The 23274-nt window shown below is 48.6% G+C and carries 13 protein-coding genes; 1 reads left to right on the top strand and 12 read right to left on the bottom strand.

The window, feature by feature from the left end; translation table 11 throughout:
* Positions 1–96: 96 nt before the first annotated feature.
* Positions 97–1422, top strand: a complete 1326-nt coding sequence (locus G395_RS29745) for an alpha/beta hydrolase family protein (RefSeq protein WP_229204216.1) — start codon at positions 97–99, stop codon at positions 1420–1422.
* Between the two features lie 13 nt (positions 1423–1435).
* Here the strand turns inward: G395_RS29745 and G395_RS0118435 are convergent, their stop codons facing one another.
* The 12 genes from G395_RS0118435 to G395_RS0118380 all read right to left on the bottom strand — a co-directional run bounded on the left by G395_RS0118435 (position 1436) and on the right by G395_RS0118380 (position 23109).
* Complete coding sequence (locus G395_RS0118435) at positions 1436–1786, bottom strand: hypothetical protein (RefSeq protein ID WP_026631406.1); 351 nt, start codon at positions 1784–1786, stop codon at positions 1436–1438.
* Positions 1787–1796: 10 nt separating this feature from the next.
* Positions 1797–2462: a dihydrodipicolinate reductase C-terminal domain-containing protein gene (locus tag G395_RS0118430; RefSeq protein WP_026631405.1), complete on the bottom strand. Its 666-nt coding sequence runs from the start codon at positions 2460–2462 to the stop codon at positions 1797–1799.
* Positions 2463–2618: 156 nt separating this feature from the next.
* Complete coding sequence (locus tag G395_RS0118425; protein ID WP_026631404.1) at positions 2619–3827, bottom strand: inositol-3-phosphate synthase; 1209 nt, start codon at positions 3825–3827, stop codon at positions 2619–2621.
* Between the two features lie 178 nt (positions 3828–4005).
* Positions 4006–5157, bottom strand: coding sequence for an efflux RND transporter periplasmic adaptor subunit (locus G395_RS0118420; protein WP_035361766.1), 1152 nt, complete (start codon positions 5155–5157; stop codon positions 4006–4008).
* A 7-nt stretch (positions 5158–5164) separates the two neighbouring features.
* Entirely contained in the window at positions 5165–9526 is a 4362-nt protein-coding gene (locus tag G395_RS0118415) for a CusA/CzcA family heavy metal efflux RND transporter (RefSeq protein ID WP_026631402.1), read from the bottom strand.
* A 97-nt stretch (positions 9527–9623) separates the two neighbouring features.
* Positions 9624–9983, bottom strand: a complete 360-nt coding sequence (locus tag G395_RS0118410; protein ID WP_229204215.1) for a hypothetical protein — start codon at positions 9981–9983, stop codon at positions 9624–9626.
* Between the two features lie 68 nt (positions 9984–10051).
* Positions 10052–11611 carry a glycoside hydrolase family 30 protein gene (locus G395_RS0118405; RefSeq protein ID WP_026631400.1) on the bottom strand — a complete coding sequence of 520 codons (1560 nt, stop codon included), beginning with the start codon at positions 11609–11611 and terminating at the stop codon, positions 10052–10054.
* Between the two features lie 229 nt (positions 11612–11840).
* Entirely contained in the window at positions 11841–13526 is a 1686-nt protein-coding gene (locus tag G395_RS0118400; RefSeq protein ID WP_035361722.1) for a RagB/SusD family nutrient uptake outer membrane protein, read from the bottom strand.
* Positions 13527–13537: 11 nt separating this feature from the next.
* Positions 13538–16696: a SusC/RagA family TonB-linked outer membrane protein gene (locus G395_RS0118395; RefSeq protein ID WP_026631398.1), complete on the bottom strand. Its 3159-nt coding sequence runs from the start codon at positions 16694–16696 to the stop codon at positions 13538–13540.
* A gap of 207 nt (positions 16697–16903) precedes the next feature.
* Positions 16904–21097, bottom strand: a complete 4194-nt coding sequence (locus tag G395_RS0118390; RefSeq protein WP_084439709.1) for a hybrid sensor histidine kinase/response regulator transcription factor — start codon at positions 21095–21097, stop codon at positions 16904–16906.
* Positions 21098–21113: 16 nt separating this feature from the next.
* Complete coding sequence (locus G395_RS0118385) at positions 21114–21356, bottom strand: hypothetical protein (protein WP_026631396.1); 243 nt, start codon at positions 21354–21356, stop codon at positions 21114–21116.
* A gap of 103 nt (positions 21357–21459) precedes the next feature.
* Entirely contained in the window at positions 21460–23109 is a 1650-nt protein-coding gene (locus tag G395_RS0118380) for a glycoside hydrolase family 28 protein (protein WP_229204214.1), read from the bottom strand.
* Positions 23110–23274 lie beyond the last annotated feature (165 nt).

The following is a 23274-nucleotide window of genomic DNA, read 5'->3' as shown; positions in this document are numbered from 1 at the left end:
TTCTGGATTTTGGAATTAATAAGTGTCAATGCTACATTATCGGCAAAAGCATGGGATGTGTCTTATATAATGTTAAAATAATTAAAAAATAGTTCAATGAATTTTTTTTCAAAACTCCCGTTCCGCACGGCCACTACATGGTGGTTAGCAGGCAGTTTTTTGTCCGTTGGCCACCTGGGGACCGCGCAGCAGCAAGTCGCGAACCGCCCGACCATGGTTGCCGGTTTTCCGGTGAATTATTCCGAAGATTCAGTAGGCACTTACACCCTGCCCGATCCACTGAAAACCAATGACGGGCAGAAAGTGACCAGTGCGGAGGTTTGGACAAAAAAGCGTCGGCCAGAAATTGTGAAGTTGTTTGAAGAGTCACAATTTGGTAAAATGCCTGGTCGCCCGGCGGATATGCACATTACAGTTTTTGATAAAGGAACGCCTGCATTCAATGGGAAAGCGACCCGCAAGCAGGTTACGGTTTACTTTACCAAAGACACAGCAGACCATAAAATGAACCTGGTCCTATACACACCGGCGGCGGCGTCCAAACCTGTTCCGTTGCTGATGAACATTTCATTCATTGCTTATAATCAGCTGATTGATGATCCTGGATTAATGATAGGCAATGTCTGGAATAAAGAAGGCCAGCGTGTGAAAGCAGATAAGCCTACGGCATTTGGAAAAATGAATGTGGAGCAGTTTATCGATGCCGGTTTTGGGTTTGCAACGGTTTATTACGGCGATATTGAGCCGGATTTCAAAGATGGCATCAAGCACGGGATCCGCAGCGTTTATTTACAACCCGGACAAACACAGACCGCACCCGACGAGTGGGGCGCCATAGCAGCATGGGGCTGGGGACTGAGCCGTGCTATGGATTATTTCGAAACGGACAAATCGATTGACAGTAAGCGCGTTGCATTGCAAGGTGCTTCGCGTTTGGGCAAAACAGTGCTATGGGCGGGGGCGCATGATCCGCGTTACAAAGTCATTATCGCCAGCATTTCCGGCGAAGGCGGCGCGGCGCTGAGCAGGCGGCATTATGGCGAAACAATCCAGCACATTTCTGATCCGAGCCGGTATTTATATCAGTTTGCGCCCAAATACCATGACTATGCGGCCAATGTAAACAGCTTGCCCGTGGACGGACATATGCTGATATCTCTAATTGCACCCAGACCATTGCTGCTCCAAACAGGCAGCACCGACTACTGGTCGGATCCGAAAGGCGAGTTTTTAGCGGCTGTTGCGGCGGCTCCGGTTTACAAATTATTTAAGGAAAAAGGCCCCGAAACGCAGGTTATGCCTGCCGCGGGTGACACCTCCTTACTCATGAATGAGCTCGGTTACTTCATGCACGACGGCGGACACAGCGTGCTCCCCGGCGACTGGACGCATATTATTAATTATATGAAAAAGTATTTGTAAGAGCGGTCGCTTCCTAAGTATTGAAAGCTCGTTTGATGAAACCACCCAAAAAACTGGCAACGAATGTCAGGATGAGCGAGCCATACAGACTGAAATTTTCGAGCTCTTGCCGGGCTTTGTTTTCGGGTAAATCGGTAAAAAGGAAGTAGCCTGCCAGCATAAGGGTGCATTGTAACAATGCCAAAAACCAGCCTTTACGGGGCTCTACAAATCCCAAAGAAACGGCGGTCAGCACGGCAACAATGTAGGGTAAATGAATGCTTTCCGCGCCCTTGATAACCGCAACAGCAATCGCGCTGCCGACAATCACGATCATGGAGCTAATCATCAGTTTCTTATCAAAAAAGGATGCTTTCGTATTCATGTGCTTGTTGCTATTGCATTAATTCCAGAACATTATAGCGCCTGTTTTCCAGGTCAGTTTTCATTATCAAATCAATAATCTGCCTTACGCCGGCGGCATAGGACGCATGGCCAAGGACTTTTGTTTCAATGGTCAATGTATCATTGCCATCCTGGATAGTGATTTTATGATAAGCGTGTTTACCAAGAAATTCATCCGGAATGCTGATTTCGGCTGATTGCGTTTCCGGATCGCGCACGGAAACAATCTTTTTAACCGGAAATGCGAGCGACTCGGCAAAATTATAAGCCGTCCCCGCCTCGGTCTGTTTCGCGGCCTGATGCGATTCTGTGATGGAAATCTGATAATCCTTGAAATGCCTTCCAAACTGACCTAACATAGCCATCGTCCGGAGCATTAACATGGAAGTGTTCGGACAAATAATGAGTGGACAACTGGGTGTCATATGTTCCGTTTCCAGGCCAGTGGAGAGCTCAATGAAAGCAGAACCTGTTTGCTGGCAGAACCTTATGCAATCAGCAATCTGTCGCCCGGAACCGCAATGCAGGATCATTGCCTTTTCCGTTGTTTGCTGAAATTCAGGTTCCCAGGGAATGAGCCCGCAGTTTTGAAAGGTCGCAGCGGCCGAAAGGATTGCACTTGCCAACTTACCCGAACCAACAACAAACACTTTCATTTTCGACAACGATTTTAAACTTCGATTTCTTCCCGTTGCCTGGACCATGTGCACATTATCCAGGCAACGAATATTCAGAAGAAATGGTCAGTAATGCAAACGAAACCCGGGTTAGGAAAGCTTAAACCAGGATATCGATGCGTATTTATACATTGACTACTCTGCTATGGCCGTTTTCGCCAGCTGCTTGCGTGTAGAGTCGGTAAGCTTGCGATTAGCAAGGGCATGGCATTCATAAATGGCATCGCTGAACATCATTTGCTCGGGCGGTGTTTTTTGGGTTGAAGCGGACGGGCCTCTTAATGCACCCACAAGCCCCATTTCCCGCGCTACATATACGTAACGAATGGCGTCAATGACCACGCCCGCAGAGTTGGGCGAGTCCTGAACCGAGAGCTGCGCGTCCAGGATCACAGGCGCTCCCATGAATCCTTCGAGTTCCAGCCGGAAATTGGCCACCTTATTATCGCCATAATAAGCAATGTATTCCGACGGTCCCGCGTGCAGGAAGCTGTCCTGCGTGGAAATGCCGCGAATGTCGTTTTGCGCGCGGATGACATTCTCTTTGGAGATTTTCTTTGATTTGAGCCGCGCTTTATCTTCCATATTCAGAAAGTCGGTGTTGCCGCCTACATTTCGCTGAATGTGCGCCTTCACATGATGTCCACGCTCGAAAGCGAGTTCCTGCAACATTTGAGAGACAATGCTGGCACCAAACTGGCTGCGCATATCGTCGCCAATGATCGGAATGCCTGCATCAACGAAACGCTGCTCCCACTGTGGATCAGAAGCAATGAAAACCGGGATGCAATTGACCAGCGAGATGCCCAGTTCCAGGCAGATCTCAGCGTAAAATTCGGTTGCCAGCTGTGATCCAACCGGCAGATAGTTAATCAGCACTTCTGCTTCATGCTGCCGGAGCTGCGCAACTATTTTACTGCGCATGGAGGCTACCAAATCTTTATTATACTGCTCGCTTTGGGCCAGGAGATCCGTTTCTGCCAACTCACTCTTGATCACAAAACGGTTTTCAGCCGGGTATGCTGCCATTTGTGCCGAAACACCATCCAGGACGGGCGACGTGTACACGGGCGCATCGGATTTGATGTCACTATTCAGGACAATTGTGCAGTTGGGTTTGGCAAAAATGGCTTCTCTCAAAGGCAAACCGATCTTTCTTTCATCCACTTCAAAAGCGCAGACAAATTCAATATCTGCGGCTTTATAACCCCCGATATCATCTGCCATTAATCCCGATTTAAGCTCGGAAAACTTGGTATAATATTCAACGCCCTGCACCAATGAACTCGCACAATTTCCAACGCCAACGATGGCAACTTTGATTCGTCCGGATCTATTCGACATTTGTATTTTTTGTTTAAATTTTACTTTTTCAAACCCAGCTTATTTTTCTAATTATATTTTGAAACAAATAGGCCTTCAAATACAAATAAAGCGGTTTTGTCCTGTATTTTAAACTTTTGTTGAATTTTATGCAAACGTTTGCAATTTTTCGAATCTGTTTGCACTATAACAATAAACCCTAGCCATCCTTTTCTGTATTCTTGATCTTCATGAGCAATGCGTAAGCGTTCTTCACAACGAGCCTGGTGCTGTCGTCGATGCCGGTTGCTTCAATTTGTTGCTTGCCCTGGTTAATGACGCCGGGTTTGACGTGGATCATTTCAAAATTGCCGCTGCCATTGTCGGTGAAAACGTAAAATTTGTTCTCCCAGCGCACAAGCGCATCCTCGGGAACGGTAAGTGCTTTTTTACTACTGAACGACACCTCGCCGTTCATGAACATGCCTGGCACGAGCCCGGAATTGTATTTTGCAAAATGGCAGTGCACCTCCGCCATCCTGTCCTGGTCGAGGCTTTTGGTGATCAGGATAATTTCTGCCTGGAATTTCTTGGACGGGTCACCATTGGTAAATGCGGTAACGCGCTGGCCTACCGACAACGCGCCGAGGTCTTTTTCAAACACATTCAAAACCAGATGAATGTCGTTCGGATTCACAAGCTCAAACAGCATATCCGTAGGCGCGGTGTATTTGCCCACATTAACATTGACTTTGGAAACAAAACCATTAATAGGCGATTTAATGGACACACTTTTAGAAATCCTGTCGGCTTTAAGATGAGCCGGATCAATCCCGATCACTTCGAGTTTTTGTGCCAAGGCGCTGGCCAGTATGCGCTGGGTTTCCATTTCGGCCCTGGCTTGCTGAAAGACACGGTCACTGCTGGCCTTGCTTGCATTCAGGTCGCGCTGGCGGGTAAACTCGAACTCTGCAAGGAGGAGTTTTTCCCTGGCGGTGAGATAATCCTGTTGGAGCTGGATGAACTGCATATCCTCCAATTCGGCCAACACTTCGCCCTTGCGCACGTGCATGCCCGGAAGCATTTTGGTGGATTTCAGATAGCCGCCGAGCGGAAAGCTAAGGCTTATCGTGCTTTGGGGCGGCACGTCGATTTTCCCTTGCAGCGATAATACGCCACTGATATTTTCCATCGCCGGTGTACCCACTTCTATGCCCACGCTTTTCTGCTGGGCATCGCTGATGGACACCATTTTTTCCGTTTGTGCGGAGTCCGAGGCGGCGCTTTCCGGCTGTTCGGTTTCCCTTGACTCCTTATCTGTGCAGGAAAATAGGAGCAGCAAGCTCAGGCAAATAATGATATGATTTTTCATCTTCATGTTATAAATTATTCAGTTTCAACCATTCGATCACAGCCAGGTTATAGCTGTTCAATGCATTGATATATTCGTTTTTAATCGTGATCGCCTGGTCGGCGAGAAGGGCCCATTGCAGAAAATCAATGTCGCCTTCCTGGAATCGCTGGTCGCCGGTGGTAATCATCAAGTCTGCGTTTTTGAGTCCCTGGCCTTCGTAATATTCCAGGCTCTGCCGGAATTTCCGGATCTGCTGACTGGCATTATCGAGCTCATTACGCAGCCTCAAACTGATCAGGTCCGATTGCTTTTGATTCCTTTCCCAATCGAGTTTTGCAGCAGCCACACGGGCATTGTGGGCTTTGAAAAACAACGGGATACCAATGCCCGCACTGACATAGCCAAACCTTTTGCCCGCACCATAAGTAAGCTCCTGCCCCCGCACGACCTGCGGCCCGATCAGCGTCTGATTGTTATAGCCAATGGTAAGATCCGGCAGGAGTTTCGACTTTTCCGTTTGCCAACGATAACGGGCTGCATCCTGCTGATGACGAGCCAGTTCCATCAACGGCAGCTCTTGAATAGCAGTCGAGTCGGATAATGTCAGCGGGTCATTTATCTTGGCACGATCCAGTTTTGGCGCGTAGGATTTTGAATCCTGCAACAGGAAATTAAACTGTCTGGCCGTGATTTCCAGCTCATTGTTAATCAAGTTTAATTGATTGGTAATCTGCTGCCTGCGTGTTTCGGCGGCTGTTTTTTCCAAAACATTGGCAGCCCCTTTTTCAAAACGGAGATTGGATTTTGTTTCAAATAACCGGTAAACACTGTCTGCGTAAACAAGTAACCGCCTGCGTTCGGTGAGGGAGGTATATTCAAAAAACAGTTGGCGCACATTGGCGCGGATTTCCTGTTCGGTAAGCCTTGTGGTGGCCCGGGTGGCAAGGAAATTAGCTTCCAGCACTTTCCGTTGATTGGCATAAACGGTTGGGAAACTGAATGTTTGACTGATCCCGATGCGGTTGTCATTGTTAATGCTGTTGACCTGGCCGTAATCTGCACTGACATTCGTCTTAGCCATATCAACCGAGCTGGATTGCAGGCGTTCGCTTGCGTTTTCAGCCAGCCGGTCGCTTTTTACCTGCAAATTTTTATTCAGGGCCAACTGAATGGCAGAGTCCAGGCCAATGGGCGTTTGCGCGGTTTGGGAGAAACCAATGTGGGCAAAGCAAATCAGCAGCAATGTTAATGCTGGTTGAAGCCCTTTGATCTTTGGTTTTTTATCAAACAGCAAATACAAACCCGGCAGCACAAAAAGCGTAAGTAATGTGGCGCTGATCAACCCGCCTATCACCACCGTTGCCAGCGGGCGCTGCACCTCCGCACCTGCACCATTGCTGAGCGCCATTGGCAAAAACCCGAGTGAAGCAACCGAGGCTGTCATCAACACCGGGCGAAGGCGGTTGCGCGTGCCGGTCATCACCACTTCCCATGCATCTTGGATCAAGCCTTCCTTCCGGATCCTGTTGAACTCGGAAAGGAGCACAATGCCATTGAGCACCGCTACGCCAAACAATGCAATGAAGCCGACGCCAGCCGAAATACTGAACGGCATCCCGCGCAACGCAAGCCCAAAAACGCCGCCAATGGCCGAAAGGGGAATGGCCGTGTAGATCAGCAAACCGTCTTTCACCGAAGAAAATGCAAAATAAAGCATGATGAATATCAATAGCAGCGCGATGGGGACGGCAATCATAAGCCGGGACTTTGCTTGTTGTAGATTCTCGAATGCACCACCGTAAGTAATGCTGTACCCAGACTCGAATTTCATTTTCGCGTCCACCTTATCCTGCAACTCTTCCACAATCGACTGCACATCTCTCCCCCGGACATTGAAACCAACAATGATCCGCCTGCGCGTATTCTCGCGCTGGATCTGGTTCGGGCCTTCCACTTCCTGAATGCTGGCGACCTGGTAAAGCGGGATCTGAATGCCGCCGGGCGTGGTAAGAAGCAGGTTTTGGACATCAGTAATGTTCCTCCGGCCTTCGCTACCCACCCGTACGACGAGGTCGAATTTCTTTTCGCCTTCGTAAATCTGCCCAGCGGCGGCTCCGGCGAAAGCTGCGTTAATGGTGCGGTTTACGTCGTCAATGTTCATGCCATATTTCGCAATTTCATCCCGGTTGAATTCAATCACGACCTGCGGCATCCCGGTTACTTTTTCAATGTACCAATCCGCAGTTCCGGCGACGGTTTTGGAAATGCCGCCCAGTTGCTCGGCATAGGCAGCAAGCTTGTCGAGGTCTTCCCCGAATATTTTACAAACTACATCCTGCTTGGCCCCGGTCATCAACTCGTTGAAACGCATTTGGACCGGATACTGAAAGCCGGTTGTAACGCCGGGCATCACTTCCTGCGCCGTAGCGGCCATTTTGCTGGCCAGGTCAGGGAATGTTTCCGCACTTTTCCATTCCGATTTATCCTTCAAAACAATGATCATATCGCCGCCTTCAATGGGCATGGGATCAGTGGGAATTTCGGCGCTGCCGATGCGGGAAACTATTTTTTCAACTTCGGGATAGTCGGCTTTCAGCTTTTCGGAAATGACTTTGAATGCGTCAATGGTCGTGCTGAGGTTAGTGCCGACGAGCAGCCTTGTTTCAGTGGCGAAATCACCTTCTTCGAGTTGCGGGATAAATTCTCCGCCCATTTGTGTAAATAAAAACACGGCAAAGCCGAACAATGCAAAAGCTGAAACGACAAGCGTTTCCCTGATCCTTAATGCACCGGACAGCAACCGGGCATAACCGTTTTCCAGCCGTGTCATAATGCGGTCTGAGAAAGTAGGTTTGTGCACGATCTTTTTGCTGATAAGCAATGCACTGATCATGGGAATGTAGGTCAATGATAAAATGAATGCGCCCATGACCGCAAATGCAACCGTCTGTGCCATAGGCTTGAACATTTTACCTTCGATGCCGGAAAGCGAGAGAATGGGCAGATAAACGATCAGGATAATGATCTGGCCGAACACTGCGGCATTCATCATCCGTGATGCCGAGCCCGTAACTTCCTCATCCATTTCTGCCTGCGTGACCCTTTCTATATTGACATATTTTTTGGAGAAATGCATGTGATGCAAAATTGCCTCTACGATGATCACCGCCCCATCCACGATCAGGCCGAAATCCAGCGCGCCCAGGCTCATCAGGTTTCCGCTAACGCCAAAAAGATTCATCATTGTGATAGCAAAAAGCATGGAAAGCGGGATTACCGAAGCCACTATCAGCCCGGCACGCAGGTTACCGAGGAAAAGAACGAGTATCAGAACCACTATCAGGGCACCTTCCATCAGATTGTGCTCTACTGTTCCAATGGCGTTATTCACCATTTTGGTCCGGTCCAGAAACGGCTCGATTTCCATGCCTTCGGGCAATGTTTTCTGGATTTCGGCTACACGCAACTTTACACTTTTAATTACCTCGGAAGAATTTCCGCCTTTCAGCATCATCACAATCCCACCTGCGAGCTCACCTTTGCCCCCCATCGTGAGCGCGCCATAACGAATGGCTGAGCCCAGCCGCACATCTGCAACGTGGCTGATGAGCACCGGCGTCCCGTTGTTCGTATTCTTTACCACAATCTTGCGAATGTCATCCATCGAACCGGCCAGCCCGACGCTTCGTATATACATTACAGTGGGACCTTTCTCTATATACGCACCGCCTGTATTCTGGTTGTTCCGGCTTAATGCGGTGAAGACGTCACTGATTGAAATGTTCAGCGCTTTGAGGTTAGCAGGGATCACGGCCACCTCATATTGTTTAAGGTCACCGCCGAATGTGGACACGTCTGCAACTCCCGGCGTGCCGAGCAATTGTCTGCGTACGATCCAATCCTGCGTGGTGCGCAGGTCGGCGAGGGAATATTTTTTCTCAAAACCATCTTTCGGTTTCAGCACATACTGGTAGATCTCCCCCAGCCCGGTTGTAGCCGGCGCGAGCTGCGGCGTGTTGGCATCATCAGTGATTTCTACCTGCGAGAGCCTTTCTGTAACCTGCTGCCGCGCCCAATACACATCGGATTCGTCATCAAAAACAATGCTGATGAGCGAAAGCCCGAAACGGGACATGCTGCGACTTTCTTTGAGGCCGGGAATGTTGCTAATGGCCTGCTCGATGGGAAAAGTGATGAGGCGCTCCACATCTTCGGCGCCTAGTGACGGCGCGGTGGTAATGACCTGCACCTGGTTATTGGTAATGTCGGGAACGGCATCAATGGGCAACTGGGTGACTTCATAAGTGCCGTAAATCACCCACAGCAGCATGAATATTCCAATTACCAGTTTGTTCTTCACAGAGAACCGGATAATTCTGTTCAGCATATCGAATCAAAATAATATATAGCAAATGAGGCCATATGCACCCTGATGGAGCACAAATGGAGTTCAGGATCCGGAGATCCTCCACATGGATATATATTTAAACTCGCGGCGGGCGGAAGAGAGAGCCCAGCGTGGTGTTGTACGCGACCTGAGGCTGGTCGGGGCCATAGTCGGCCTTGATAACGGGTTGGGAATTGCGAACGAATGTGAACCTTTCCTGGTGAGCAACGAAGAAGAAATTGACATGATGCATTTCAATTTTCTTGAAAGGCAGCTGCATATCCTTTTCGTCGTCATTATCGTTCAGGTCTTCGCCCCAGTAATGCATGGACAGGAAGTCGACGAAGCTTACGTTTTGGTCCAGGGATTTGTGTTCGAGAAAATGCTTGATCAGCGACGGCGCCTTCATCACCTGATACAAGGATGTTGTATCAAGAATGACAATCGTCAGGAGCATATTTCGGATAAACCTTTTCACGGCCTAAAAATAGCCCCCGACGACTGTAATCACAAGTAAAATGATTTTTATTGCGCCATCCTGCCCACGATGGTCACAATACTTTTGGCCTCGATCGACACCGGACTTCCGGCTGTAATCGATACGGGTTCGAGGTCAGCGGCGGCTGAGGTTTTGTACATTTTCATGTTTGAGAGCTTACTACCCTGCAAATTCAGCGCAACTTCTACTGCTTTGGGCTGGTCATTAATGATTACGGTCACCAGCTGATTATCTGCATTTTTGTAAGAAGAAATAAATAATCCTTCACCACCTGCCGATGCCGAAACTTCCGTCCGGACGGCGCCCGGTCGCACAAAGCGGCTGTAATTGCCCAGTGCCCACAGCATTTTAGACGATTGGTAATTACCGTCGGTTTTGTTTTTATCAATATAAATCAGGCCGTCTTTGTAGTCATAAGGCGAAATCGCGATCCACCAGTGCCAGGCCGAAGCGCTTGCATTGACGAGGTCATTGTGGATTACTTTGGCAATGTAAATGCCCGCATCCATCCCCAGATCGCGCCCCGAACCCTGGATCTCACCCTCATTATCACCCAGAATACAATATTCCGACATCCAGTATTTCAGTCCAGGTGTTGCCTGTAAAGCCTTCGCAATTTCCTGTCGTTTCGAAGCAGCCTTGGCGTAAGGTGACGATGTGAAATAGCTGTGTCCGGAGATCGTTTGAGTGAGATTGGGCAGGTTACCAATGTAATCCGGCGATGATTTATCAAAGAACGCGCGAATCTGATTGCCTCTGCCCTGCTTGTTGAATTCAGAATAGAGATAATCAATCTGGCCGGCTTCGGCCACGTCGATTTTGGTAGACAGCTTGTTTTTGAGCAATGCTGCACTCAGCGATCTGGTGATGCCTGCAATTTCATTGTTATAAAACGGCGTCCCTTCCTGCCCGCCATCGCTCCAATCCCACTGCGGCTCGTTCACCGGGCTGATGTGGTTAAAAGTAACGCCCGTTTTTTCCCGAACGCCGCTCACCACATTGGCCATGAATTCGCCGTATTTATCGAAATTTTCAGCCGTTAAATTGGGCTTTCCGGCATTGGCATAACCCTTTCTATTTACCGTAAACTGCACGGGTGGACTGTTCGGGAATGCAAGGAACTCGTTTACGCCACGCTCTTTCGCAGCTTTCAGAAACCAGATCTGCCCGGCCTGCTTGTTCCAGTTATAAGTGCCATTGTCATTTAGAAACGATTCGGCTCGCCGCCATTCGTCCTTAATCCCGCTTGCATCACCCTGCTCAGCCGTTCCGGCACCAATGTTGAACCGCCATAGCGACAATCCAATGCCCTTCGGCTTCCCGCTACCAAGCGTATCGCTGCTGAAAAGCAAATCGGCAATCCCATTCCGTTTCGCATCGGGCCAGTTGCCCACAAACTGGCAGGACCACGCATCCGAAGCGCCAAAATGGTCAATCGTCTGGAAAGTTTTGGCCGGGTTAACCGTAATAGTAACAGGCTCCGCTTTCCCACCAGGACCATTAACAGTCCCCGGCGTTGCTGAGGAGCAGGAGGAGAGTGTCAGGGCCAGGAGGAGGGTTGGGAGAAGTTTGTTTGTTGGGTTCAAGGTATTTTGGGGTTTGGGGTTGGGTTTGGGTTGGATTGGGTTTGGCTTTGGGTATAGTTCATTGGCGGTTGGGCTTTTGGGGTGCCCAGCGCAATTGGTGGTTGCCCTTCGGCTCCGCTCAGGGTGACAGAGCAGATGACCTGTCACCCTGAGCGGAGTCGAAGGGCTAGCACCAAAGCACCAAGCTAGCTACCACGCCCTTGTCACCCTGAGCGTAGCCGAAGGGCGATCAATACCCAGGATTCTGTTCCAGCCTATTATTCGAAGCCTGGATTTCCGCTCTTGGGATTGGCAGCCAGTATTGCTTTTCAGTGAATGCCTTTCCAGTTAGGGCTTCCTTTACCTTGTAAGTGAAGGCGTTGCCGCTTTTACCGATTTCGATGCCGTTTGCTGGTGCATTTTCTGTTACGTTGGCAATTTTCCAGCGGCGGACGTCGTAGAAGCGGTGCTCTTCGAAGGCAAGCTCGATGCGGCGTTCGTTACGGATTTTTTCACGCATCTGCGCTTGGGTCAGCCCTGCTTTCAATACTGGCATCATTACGCCCGGACGTCGTCTAATGGCGTTGATGGCTGCGTATACGGATGCATCCGGGCCCACTGCTTCATTTTGAGCTTCTGCGTAGTTCAGCAGGATTTCGGCGTAGCGGAAGTAGATCCACGTTTGGGTTCCGGCGATGTCCCATGGATTGTCGATCGGCAGGGCGTCATTCATGAATTTTTTCAGATAATAACCAGTCTTGGAGGTGTTCCAGTTGGACGGGCCATCCTTGCTGTCTTTTCCACCCGGCGTGAAGGTCTCGATTGTGCTTCCACGATAGGGCGCGCCGTTGTAGAGAATGGTTTCGTAAAAACGCGGGTCTCTTCCCTTGTAGGGATCTTGCGGATTATAGCTGGTTCCGGTTTCTGTAATTCTGGTCCCGTCCATCATCTCGTAATCATTTACCAGGTTTTGAACCGGAACATTGCCGCCCCAGGCATTGTAGCTGTTCGGGCCGTTGGCAATTTCAAGCGCCACGTGGCGTGCTCCCTGTGCGTAAAGACGGCCGAAAATGATCTCAGAATGGTCAGCTACTGTAAATATTTTGCCATAACCGCCTGTATAAAGGCTGTATTTATTCATATCCATTACTGCTTTGGAAGCGGCGGCTGCCTGCGCCCATGTTGCAGCATTGTACAAAGGACTCGCACCGTAAAGCAACAATCTCGCTTTCAGGGCCATAGCGGCTCCTTTGGTAGCGCGGCCCAGTTTCCAGGATCCGTTGTCATTGTCCTTTGGCAATAGCGCAGTGGCTTCGTCCAGTTGCGCAACTGCATATTCCACACCCGCCTTGATTTCGGAGCGGGTGAAAAGGTCCTGGCTTGTAAGGTCGTCGCCCAGTTCTGTAACTTTATCGCCCATCAGAACCACTTTCCCATAATTCCGGATCAGGTCGTGATAGCGGAAGGCACGCAGGAATTGCAGTTCACCTTTTAACCTGTCCTTTTTACCCTGACTCATCGGAACTTTGTCCACATTGGCAAGCGCATAGTTGATCTCGCGAATGCTTCTGTAACTTCTGCCCCAGAGCGTTCCGGCAATGCCTGTGTTTTCCGGTGCAAGCTGTCCGCGCTGGATCACCCAGGTGTTATCATCGTTGTTGTAAATAGATTCGTCGGTAAGTGACGACCACATGGCATATTCAAAACCGCGTCCGAAACCTGGCAAAGTGCCTTCCGCTTCCTTATCGGTAAGGCGTGTGCCCATGTAGCGGTTGATCACGTATGCCTCAAAAAGGACCGAGTCGAATAAGATGGATGCATCGGAAACACGGTCGGTAGGAACCACATCCAGGAAATTTTCCTGGCAAGCCACAACCACGAGCCCGCAAGCTCCGCAAACGGCTGTGATCAGTATATTTTTTAATTGCTTTATCATTTCAGTATTCTTTAAAACTTAATGTTCAAACCCAGGTTCAAGATCCGTTGCTGCGGATAAAACTGTCCGCTTGTGCTGTTTCCTTCGGGATCGTAATCTTTTACACCGGTGATTGTGAATAGGTTAAATGCGCTGGCATAAATTCTCAGGGAAGCTATCTTGATCTTGGACAATGCGTCTTTTGGCAATGTGTAACCCACTTCAATGTTTTTCAAACGCACAAAGGATGCATTATCCAGCCAGAATGTGTTGGCATAAAGCCCGCCGTTGATCGAAGACGAAGCCCGTGTATCCACTCTCGGATAAGATCCTTCGGGGTTGGCCGGGCTCCAACGGTTGTCGGCCCAGCTGCTGTAAAAGTTTCCTACCTGGCCGGATTCGGGAAGCACATACTGGCTTACCATGCCTTGGCCGGAGAAAACAACCGATGCATCAAACGCTTTGTAACCGCCATTCAAAACCAATCCGTAAGTAAGCAAAGGCACATTGCCGTAAGGTGTCCGGGTCTGGTCGTCGGCTGTGATCTGGCCGTCGCCGTTGTAATCTTCCAGGATTAAATCTCCCAGTTGAGCGCCTTTCAGGTGCGGATATGCGTCCAGTTCGGCCTGCGTGCGAAAAATGCCAATTGAGTTATACAGCAGGTTGGTATAAAGCGGCCCGCCTGTCTGACGCTGATAATCCAATGTTCCCGGTGCCTCGTCTATAAACACAACCTTGCTTTTTGCATAAGTCACGTTTCCTGAAATGTTGTAGCGGAATGTGCCTGAATGGTTGTAGCCCAATGTAGCCTCAAAACCCGCGCTATTCACTTTTCCAATATTCTGATCCGGCACCAATGGCGTGTTATCATTCGTTTTGAACGGGTTAACTATACCGGAAGTGTTCGGAATGGAAGCATTTCTGGCTGCGAGGATATCTGATCTTTTCTGTTGGAAATAAATCACTTCCAGACTGAAATTTTTCAGGAAAACCGCATTCAGACCAATGTCCATTTTCTTGGCAACTTCCCATGTAATGTTCGGGTTGGCAAGTTTGGTAAGGTCGATACCCGGCGTGATCACATTGGAACCCAGCACATACTGGTTTACGAACGAGTAATTGTTGTAATACTGGAATTGACCCACATTATCATTACCCAGTGAACCATAGGAAGCACGGATTTTCAGATCATTGATAAAATTCACGCTGTTTTTAAACCAATCCTCTTCCGATATACGGTAACCTGCTGATATAGAAGGGAAAAACCCAAACTGCTTTCCTTTCGGGAATACTGATGAACCATCGATACGTGCCTGCACTTCGGCCAGGTATTTTTCGCTGAAATTGTAGGCGATACGCCCTATCACACTTTTGCGGGTGAAGTTATAGCTGCTTCCGGAGTTGTTTTTGTCCGTTGCCGCTGCACCTCCCTGCGAAAGTTCCGGTGTGGAAACCGTCGGATAGTTGATGCGGGAAGCGTCGAATTTCACTTCGTTGCGCTTGTTCTGCTCGTAAGCGACGAATGCATTTACATTGTGATTGCCCAGTTGTCTCAAAAAGCTCACCCGGATGTTCTGGGTAATGTTGGTAATGTTCAATTGCGATTGCGTGAGCGAAGCAAGGCCCGCAGAACCACCCGTTACCACTGCATTATAAGCGCCGGTGTCGCCATTATAGTTATAAAGCGTGTAAGGCGTGCTGAAACTTTTGGAAAAATTGAATGATTTATCCACGGAGTAAAACCCGTCAGCCGACAGCCCTTCTACAAACGGCATGTTGTAGCTGGCACGAACGATCCCGTTAAAAACTGAGGTCGGGTTGTTTGTGGTTCCACCCATATCCGTTCCTAACACGACCGGATTGCTGTTTTCCACGCCTGTCGAGTAATTTCCGTTCGGGTAGCGCGAGATAACGGTTGGGTAAGCGCGGTAAATGGAGCGGAAAGTATTTCCCGCAGAAGAAATAGGAAATTGTCTGTTTTCCTGACGGCCTGATAAAGACAGGCTTACTTTAAAATCCTGCGTTACATTAGCGTCAATGTTCGACCTGAAATTGTATTGCTTGTATTTCGTAGCGCCTTTTTTATACAAACCATCCTGGTAAATCGTCCCCAACGACACATAATATTTTACATTCTCCGTTCCACCATTGATGCCAAGATTGTGCTGATTTTGCAATGCAAAACTTTTCAGCGTCTCTTTCTGCCAGTTGGTGTTCGGGTAGTTCAATGGATCCGATCCGTTTTTGAACTTCTCAATTTCTTCGGCTGTATAAAACTGGTTCATGCCGCCGGCAGGGTTGTTATAGTAGTCGATTTCGTTCAAAATCGATGCGTATGTCGGGGCGTCGGCCAGGTTTGGAAGCCTGGTTGGCGATGAGAAACCCTGGTTGAAGCTGTAAGAGATCACCGGCTTGCCTGTTGTTCCCCTTTTGGTCGTAACCAGGATCACACCGTTTGCAGCGCGGCTTCCGTACACAGCTGCCGAAGCGTCTTTCAGGATAGAAATGCTTTCAATGTCATTAGGGTCTAAACGTTCCAAACCGCCCACCTGGCCAGGAATCCCGTCGACCACGATCAGCACGTCATTGTTTCCTGTGGATGCGAAACCGCGGATGGTGTAGCTGGAACCGTCATAACCCGGCTCTCCGCCCCTATTATTGGCAACGAAACCCGAAAAACGGCCTGCCAGTGAGTTGGATAGATTTGGCTGCGGACTTTTCACAATGTCAGCACCCTTTACTTCCGACACCGAGCCGGTTAATGTTGCTTTTTTCTGTGTGCCGTATCCTACCACCACGATCTCCTGCAATGTTTTGTCATTGGTCACGAGTTTCACGTCGATTTCACTGCGGTTAGCCACAGCAACTTCCTGGTTGATATAGCCAATGTAGGTGAATACGAGCGTGCCGTTGGCGTCGGGAATGTTGAGTGAATATTTCCCGTCTGCGTCAGTCGTCGTTCCTGTCGAGGTTCCTTTTAAGATTACGCTGGCGCCCGGAAGTGCGTCGCCGTTGTCGGCAGTAACCGTTCCTTTTACCGTGATTGCAGACTGCGCGACAGCAACCTGCGTGTAGCAGAAAAACGCTGCAGCGGCCAGGAACAAAGTCAGCCGGATATGCTTCCACATCCTGCCCTCAGTTTCGTTAAGCATTCCAGGCAAAGCCCACTTGCTTCGAAAAGATTTTATCATAAATCAATGTTTAAAATAATTAAGGTAATTGGTTGTCAGCACAAAAAAAGCATGTCGCCATTTTTATGAATTGATCAATCAAAAGTATGATTATTTGTATTTGACCGACAGGGGTCATTTTCACATTAAGAAGGGGGTATATCAATAAAAAGCGCCCGATTCAGGAAAAATCGGGCGCTTGGAAAAGAAATTTTGTAACTGAATCGGCTAATTATCCAATTTGTTTTGAAAAACACCCCTGTTTACCTGGAAATTCTCATGGAACGGATTTCGGTATTTTTTGACATATTCCGAGGGCTTCATTTCGAAAAGCTTGTGAAATTGCTCCCTAAAATACTTGATATCATTGATCCCAACCTGGTAAGCCACCTCTGAAATCGTGATGTCGGTCGTAATCAATATCTGGGCTGCGCGGCGCAGGCGGATAAAGCGGATAAAGCTGTTGGTGGATTGCCCGGATATGGATTTGATGCGGTTATACAAGGTCGAATGGCTCATGCCGATCTCGGCGGCGAGCACCTTAATGGAGAAGTCCGGATCGGTCAGATGGTTCTCGACAACCCGGATACATTCTTTCAAAAACTCTTTATACTCGGATGAGATTTTGGAATCATTGGCCTGCAATGTGATTTCATTGTAAAAATATCTTTGCAGGTCATTGCGGCTTTTCAGGATCGCGTCCACGCGTGCCATCAGTAATGCTTTGTCAAACGGCTTGCTGATGTAATCGTCCGCGCCGCCTTCAATGCCTTTCAGCCGCGATTCCTGGGAAGTGCTAGCAGTGAGCAGAATGACGGGAATGTGGCTCAATGTCATGTCGCTTTTGATCTGGCTGCACATGTCGATGCCGCTGATGCCATCCATGAAAACGTCGCTGATGACAATGTCGGGTAAATGTTTTCTGACCAGCATGATGCCTTCTTCCCCATTCCCCGCCTGCAAAAGCTTGAATTTTCCTGCAAAAGCCTGGCCGATATACTGCCTGATATCCGCGTCGTCTTCCACGATCAGCATGGTCTTTACATCAGAACTTAGCTCTTCCACCACTAGCTGGTGACGCGAAATGGCCGATGACGTGAGCATTGCACCGTCTTCCGAGAGTTCTTCCAGCAACACAGAATTGCCTTCTTCCACAATGGACGGCAGATCGGCGGACACCAACTGCGGATGCGCTTTCCAGAGCAAAACCTTGAAAACAGTCCCGCTGCCCACAACCGATTCGTAATGAATGCTCCCGAAATGGCTTTCAATGAAAGTTTTAGTTAAAAATAAACCAATGCCAAAACCGCCCTTAGAAGGAAACCGGCCGTCATGGAATTGATGAAAGACGGAGAATATGCTGTCGCCTACATTTGTGGGAATACCCGGGCCCGAATCGCTGACGGTGATCTGCACCTGATCGCCCGTTTCAACGATTTCCAATGTTACACTTCCGTTTTTGGGCGTGTATTTGACCGCATTTGAAACCAGGTTGAAAAGCGCGATCTCTATTTTTTCACGATCTGCAACCAGTTCAAGGTCTTCGTTCGGACTAATAAACTGATAGTTAATGTGCTTCTGCTCAGCCTGATGGGTAAAACACTGAAAAACTTCAAGCGCCAATTTGGTAATGTTCTGAATGGCCGGGTTCAGCTTGTCTGCTTCCCGGTCGGCCTTGCGAAAAAGCAGCAATTGATCCACCATACTTAGCAGGCGTTTGGCATTCCGGTAAACAATATTGAGGCTGTTTTGATCGGGATGGCGGTTCTCGGCTTTGAGTAGAAGCTCTTTTACCGGGTTGATAATCAGGGTTAATGGTGTGCGGAACTCGTGGGAAATGTGTGTAAAGAAGGCGAGCTTCTTTTCGTTAAGCTCCTTCTCCTTCTGGGTTTCGAAATGCGCCATCTGCACTTCATATTTCAGGCGCGCCTGCCGGATCTTATATTGCTGGTAATAGTATATCACCAGCGCTGCAATGCCCATATAAAGCAAATAAGCCCACCACGTCTGATACCACGGCGGCAGCACGCGCACATGCAAGCCCACCTCATTCTCGGACCATACACCATCCTGATTGGCCGATTTGACCTTGAACACATAATCACCCGGCGGAAGATAACGGTAAGTCGCCGAGCGCTCGTTTTGCACATAGTTCCAATCCTGATCGAGGCCTTCCAGCTTGTATGCGAAATGATTACGGTCGGGATACGCGTAGTTCAGTGCGGTGTATTGAATCGTAAAAACCGACTGACTGGGCTGCAAAACAATCTCTTCCTGATCAGCGATCTGTTTTTCCAGAATGACTTTTCCATCTTTTTTGGCACCTACGGCGACGCTCTGCCCGAATAACTGAAGCCCGGTAATCATTACTTTCGGCTTGTAGTCCGACGGTTTAATGTCCGTTGGCACGAAGAGGTTCCAGCCTTCGGTGCCGCCAAAAACCATGGCATTGCTGCTTGCAATGTAAAGGGTAGAATTGGGATTAAACTGGCCGCCCTGCAACCCGTTGCTCTGGTCGTAATGGTCGATGCGGTTGCTGGGGAGATTGATCCGGGACACTCCCTTATTGGTACTAAACCATACATTATCAATGCTTTCCTCCTGAAATGCGTAGATCACATCATTTGCCAGACCGTTCTTTTCGGTGAAATGTTTTGTTGTTCCGTTTTTTATGTCGTAAACCAAAAGCCCGTTCCCCTCCGATCCGATCCATAACCTTTCTTTGGCGTCATAATGCAGCGAGAAAATGATGCGGTTTGACAAATATCCTGCTTTCCCCGGCTCGTTGAAAAACGACCTGAACTGCATTGTGCTAACATTTAAATAGTTAAGCCCGCCGCCATAGGTTCCGATCCAGAGATTTCCCTTACTATCCTCTTCGATCGCCCTGACATCATTGGAATTAATGCTGCTGTTTGTGGTTACGAAGTTCCGGAACTTGCCGGTTTGGCGGTCGAGCAGCGCGAGCCCGCCGCCATTGGTGCCTACCCACAAGTTGCGTTTGCGGTCTTCATAAACGACACGCACATCATTCTTGCCCAGGCTGGTCGGATCCCCGGGAATGTTGGCAAATTGTTTGAATGTATCTTTTTTAGGATCATACTGAAAAAGGCCGCCCGAATATGTGCCGAACCACAGATACTCGTCGCGCCCGCGATGCGCCGCTATGACCGCACCATCGGACAGCCCGCCCGGGGCGTTGGTAACCGCGTAATGTTTAACGGTTTCTCCCGAATTTTTGGTTTTATAAATGCCATCCCCATCCGTTCCCAGCCACAGATAGCCATCTTTGTCCACGCACATTCCGTAAAATCGCAAGTAACTTTCTGCACGGGAATCCTGTATTTTCTTTTCAAAACTCTTAAATTTTTCCGGAATGCTGCTGATCAGGTAAACGCCCTCGCCATAAGTGCCCAGCCAGATGTTGCGATCGGCATCCATATAAATCGTCTGGACCGAACGCTGCGTAATGCCTTCGTTTTGTGAGTTATTGACCTTTTCAAATGAGTATGCTTCCGGCTTACGGTCAGCTAATTGCGTCAGGTCCAGGCTGTACACGCCGCCGTCCTGAACGCCTACGAGCAGCTGCCCGCGGTGGTTTTCGCGTAATGACAGGTAAATGTCGCTCCGGTGGTTTCCAGGAAGATGGATCACGTAGAACCTGGCTTCATTCCGCTTAAAGAGAATCAGGCCTTTGGCCGAAGCGATCCATATGTTGCTTAAATGGTCCTCGTAAATGCTGTTAATGCGGGTAGCAGGAAGGCTTGTCAGGTTCATATTCGCTTTTGAAAGCTTCCTGTTTTGACCAACTTCCAAAACATCAATTCCCGATTCCCGTGTGCCGAGCCATAGCAACCCTTTCGAATCCTCGAATGCACTCAGGATGGCATTTGTATTGAGTTTAGGGAGATTTTGCTTGTTATAGTAGGTAAATCGCTCTGCTCTCTTATCAAACAATGCAAACCCGGCTCCATTCAGCGAAATCCATAGGTTGCCATCGCGGGCCTGGGAAATATCGCTTACATCCGTACCCGAAACGCCCTTGTCAGGCATGGGCGTGTGGCGTTCGAAGATCTCTTTTTCAGCAATGAATTTGTTAAGACCATTGCGGGAGCTGGTCCATATGATGCCGTCCCGGTCGCAAAAAACGGATTTGACATAGTTTCCGGAAAGACTTTGCTTGTCGTCGGGACTGTTTTTGAAGACTTTGAACGATGTGCCGTCGAAACGGTTGAGCCCGTCGCCGGTTGCGAGCCACATCAGTCCCTGCTTATCCTGCACAATGCTGTTGACTATGCCAAATGACAAGCCCTCTTTCAGGGAATAGCGCAGCACTCTCCCATTCTCGGCCGCTAAAACACGGAACATGCCCAGGCAGAACAGACCAAGGCCTATCAGATTTTTAAGGAACGTCCCCTTCATTTAAGTCACTCGCAGTTTACTTCAACCAACCCGCCTCTTTTGCCAAAAATAGCAATTCAATCACAACAACGATTCCCGTCACGGCAATTACCGCATATTTAATCTTGTTCTTTCTGCTAGTTGGTTGTTTTGGCTGTTCGACTTTTTTCTCAACAACTACTTTTTCAACAGGTTTCCTCATAAGCGGCATATCTGTGCCTAATTTCGCCTTATGAAGCTCAAATAGTTCCCTGCGCTTGTCGTCTAAATTTGAACTCATAAACCAAAGTATTTTTTACCTGACAAATAGATTTACAGTGTTTTGTAAAAAACGTAAACTAATGGTTTTTAGTTGAATAATGATATAGGTTATTTAGAAATTATTACTTTAATGTCAGGCTTTTATCTTGTGCACCCTTGCTGAATTCCTTAGTTTTTTGCGCTTTCGACAAGTCCGTATTATTCATTCTAATGTCTGCACTTCTCTCTCCGTTCACTGAAATGAGAACATCGCTTTTGTCATTATAACTGATCTCGTCAAAACGGATCTGTGTGCCATTTTCGACGAAGATAACCGGCTTGGTATGCTCGGTGATCAGCTTCACATTTTTGAACCGGATCTGATCGCCGTCGGTGAGCTCAATGCCCTTTTCTGCTTTTAACACCATATTCTCCATAACAATGTTCCGAACAGGCATTTCGGCAAGTCCCCGGATGAACACGCCCTTTGTGGCGCCATTGCAAACAATATTGTCAAAATGCATATCGCGGAAAACCGGCGTTCCTTCGTTCACCACTTCCCGCATGTCACGAGCGCCATCTGTGGCAAATTTTACAAAATAAAACAGATCAAAGAACACCGCTTCCTGCGCAATGTCCTTCATATAAATGTCCTTCGCATAGATTTTCTCAACCACACCTCCCCGGCCTCGCACGGATTTGAAACGAAGCCCTTTGTCGGTGCCCATGAATGTGCAGTTCTGAACAAAAATATTCCTTGCCCCTCCGCTCATTTCGCTGCCTACCACAAAACCTCCGTGCCCGTTATATACAATGTTATCTCTGATTAAACCATTTTCAGTAGGCATGCCGCGCTTCCTGCCTTCTTCATCTTTGCCCGATTTGATACAAATGGCATCATCGCCAACGTCGAGCGTGCAGCCTTCAATTAAAAAGTTTTTGCAGGACTCGATATCCATTCCGTCGCCATTATGCGCATATTCCGGATTTTTGACGCGCACGTTTCGAATTGTCAGATCCTGGCACATGAGCGGGTGGATACACCAGGCGGCCGAGTTCTGGAATGTTACACCTTCGAGCAACACCTTTTTACAATTGTTGAAAACAACGAGGTTAGGCCTCAGGAAATCCTTCATATCAGCAAAATCCGCTGGCTTTTTGCCGGCCGTGAGCAACATGCTCTTATTTCCGGTGCTGGCATCTTTGAACTGCTGGCTCGGATACCAGGTTTTGCCATCGTCTTTCAGAACGCCTCCCGACGCCACTTTTTCCTTCCATTGGCTTTCGGTCAACTGGCTTTTATGCACCGCACGCCAGACATCACCATTGCCGTCTACAATGCCCTTGCCCGTAATGGCAACATTTTCGAGGTCAATACCCGAAATCGGCGATTGGTTCCGGGCTGCGCTTTTCCCTTCATAAAAACCTTCGGTAAGGGCATATTTCGTTTTGTCGGGCGTGAAAAGCAGGGTTGCATTTTCACTTAAATGCAGGTTAATGTTGCTTTTCATTACAATAGGCCCGGTCATCCAGAGTCCAGCCGGCACCAGCACGACGCCTCCACCTTTTTTATTCACGGCATCAATGGCCTTATGGATGGCTTCCGTATTCAATGTATGGCCATCCGGCGTTGCGCCATAGGCTGTAATACGGACCGTATCTTGCTTGAACACAGGCTGCTGGGCCTTCGGCAAGTTTGTCCAGCTATAAGTTTCACTGCTCTGGGCGGCAGCGCCTAACGAGTAAAGCGCCATTAAAGCAATATTCGCGAATCGTAATTTGAAAGTCATCATGTTATTGAGTTGGTATGGATCTGCTGAATATGGCGCCGGAATATAACTTTTCGACGATCCCAGGCGCTTTTTAATTTTAGTGTCAACTTAATTTGATGGCATTTAACATCACGAGCAACGCATCCCCACAATTTTTTTATGCATACGTTACCGGCAACGTTCTCA

It is taken from the genome of Dyadobacter alkalitolerans DSM 23607, assembly GCF_000428845.1.
In the GTDB taxonomy this organism is placed as follows: domain Bacteria; phylum Bacteroidota; class Bacteroidia; order Cytophagales; family Spirosomataceae; genus Dyadobacter; species Dyadobacter alkalitolerans.
Note: the sequence above shows the minus strand (reverse complement) of the source record. Positions and strands in the feature narration are given on the sequence as shown.

What these genes read in the sequence shown, in the direction of transcription:
- G395_RS0118390 (WP_084439709.1), bottom strand. Translation starts at nt 21,097, where the DNA reads ATGAAGGGGACGTTCCTTAAAAATCTGATAGGCCTTGGTCTGTTCTGC.
- G395_RS0118420 (WP_035361766.1), bottom strand. Translation starts at nt 5,157, where the DNA reads ATGAAAAATCATATCATTATTTGCCTGAGCTTGCTGCTCCTATTTTCC.
- G395_RS0118400 (WP_035361722.1), bottom strand. Translation starts at nt 13,526, where the DNA reads ATGATAAAGCAATTAAAAAATATACTGATCACAGCCGTTTGCGGAGCT.
- G395_RS0118385 (WP_026631396.1), bottom strand. Translation starts at nt 21,356, where the DNA reads ATGAGTTCAAATTTAGACGACAAGCGCAGGGAACTATTTGAGCTTCAT.
- G395_RS0118435 (WP_026631406.1), bottom strand. Translation starts at nt 1,786, where the DNA reads ATGAATACGAAAGCATCCTTTTTTGATAAGAAACTGATGATTAGCTCC.
- G395_RS0118425 (WP_026631404.1), bottom strand. Translation starts at nt 3,827, where the DNA reads ATGTCGAATAGATCCGGACGAATCAAAGTTGCCATCGTTGGCGTTGGA.
- G395_RS0118410 (WP_229204215.1), bottom strand. Translation starts at nt 9,983, where the DNA reads ATGCTCCTGACGATTGTCATTCTTGATACAACATCCTTGTATCAGGTG.
- G395_RS0118430 (WP_026631405.1), bottom strand. Translation starts at nt 2,462, where the DNA reads ATGAAAGTGTTTGTTGTTGGTTCGGGTAAGTTGGCAAGTGCAATCCTT.
- G395_RS0118415 (WP_026631402.1), bottom strand. Translation starts at nt 9,526, where the DNA reads ATGCTGAACAGAATTATCCGGTTCTCTGTGAAGAACAAACTGGTAATT.
- G395_RS0118380 (WP_229204214.1), bottom strand. Translation starts at nt 23,109, where the DNA reads ATGATGACTTTCAAATTACGATTCGCGAATATTGCTTTAATGGCGCTT.
- G395_RS29745 (WP_229204216.1), top strand. Translation starts at nt 97, where the DNA reads ATGAATTTTTTTTCAAAACTCCCGTTCCGCACGGCCACTACATGGTGG.
- G395_RS0118395 (WP_026631398.1), bottom strand. Translation starts at nt 16,696, where the DNA reads ATGATAAAATCTTTTCGAAGCAAGTGGGCTTTGCCTGGAATGCTTAAC.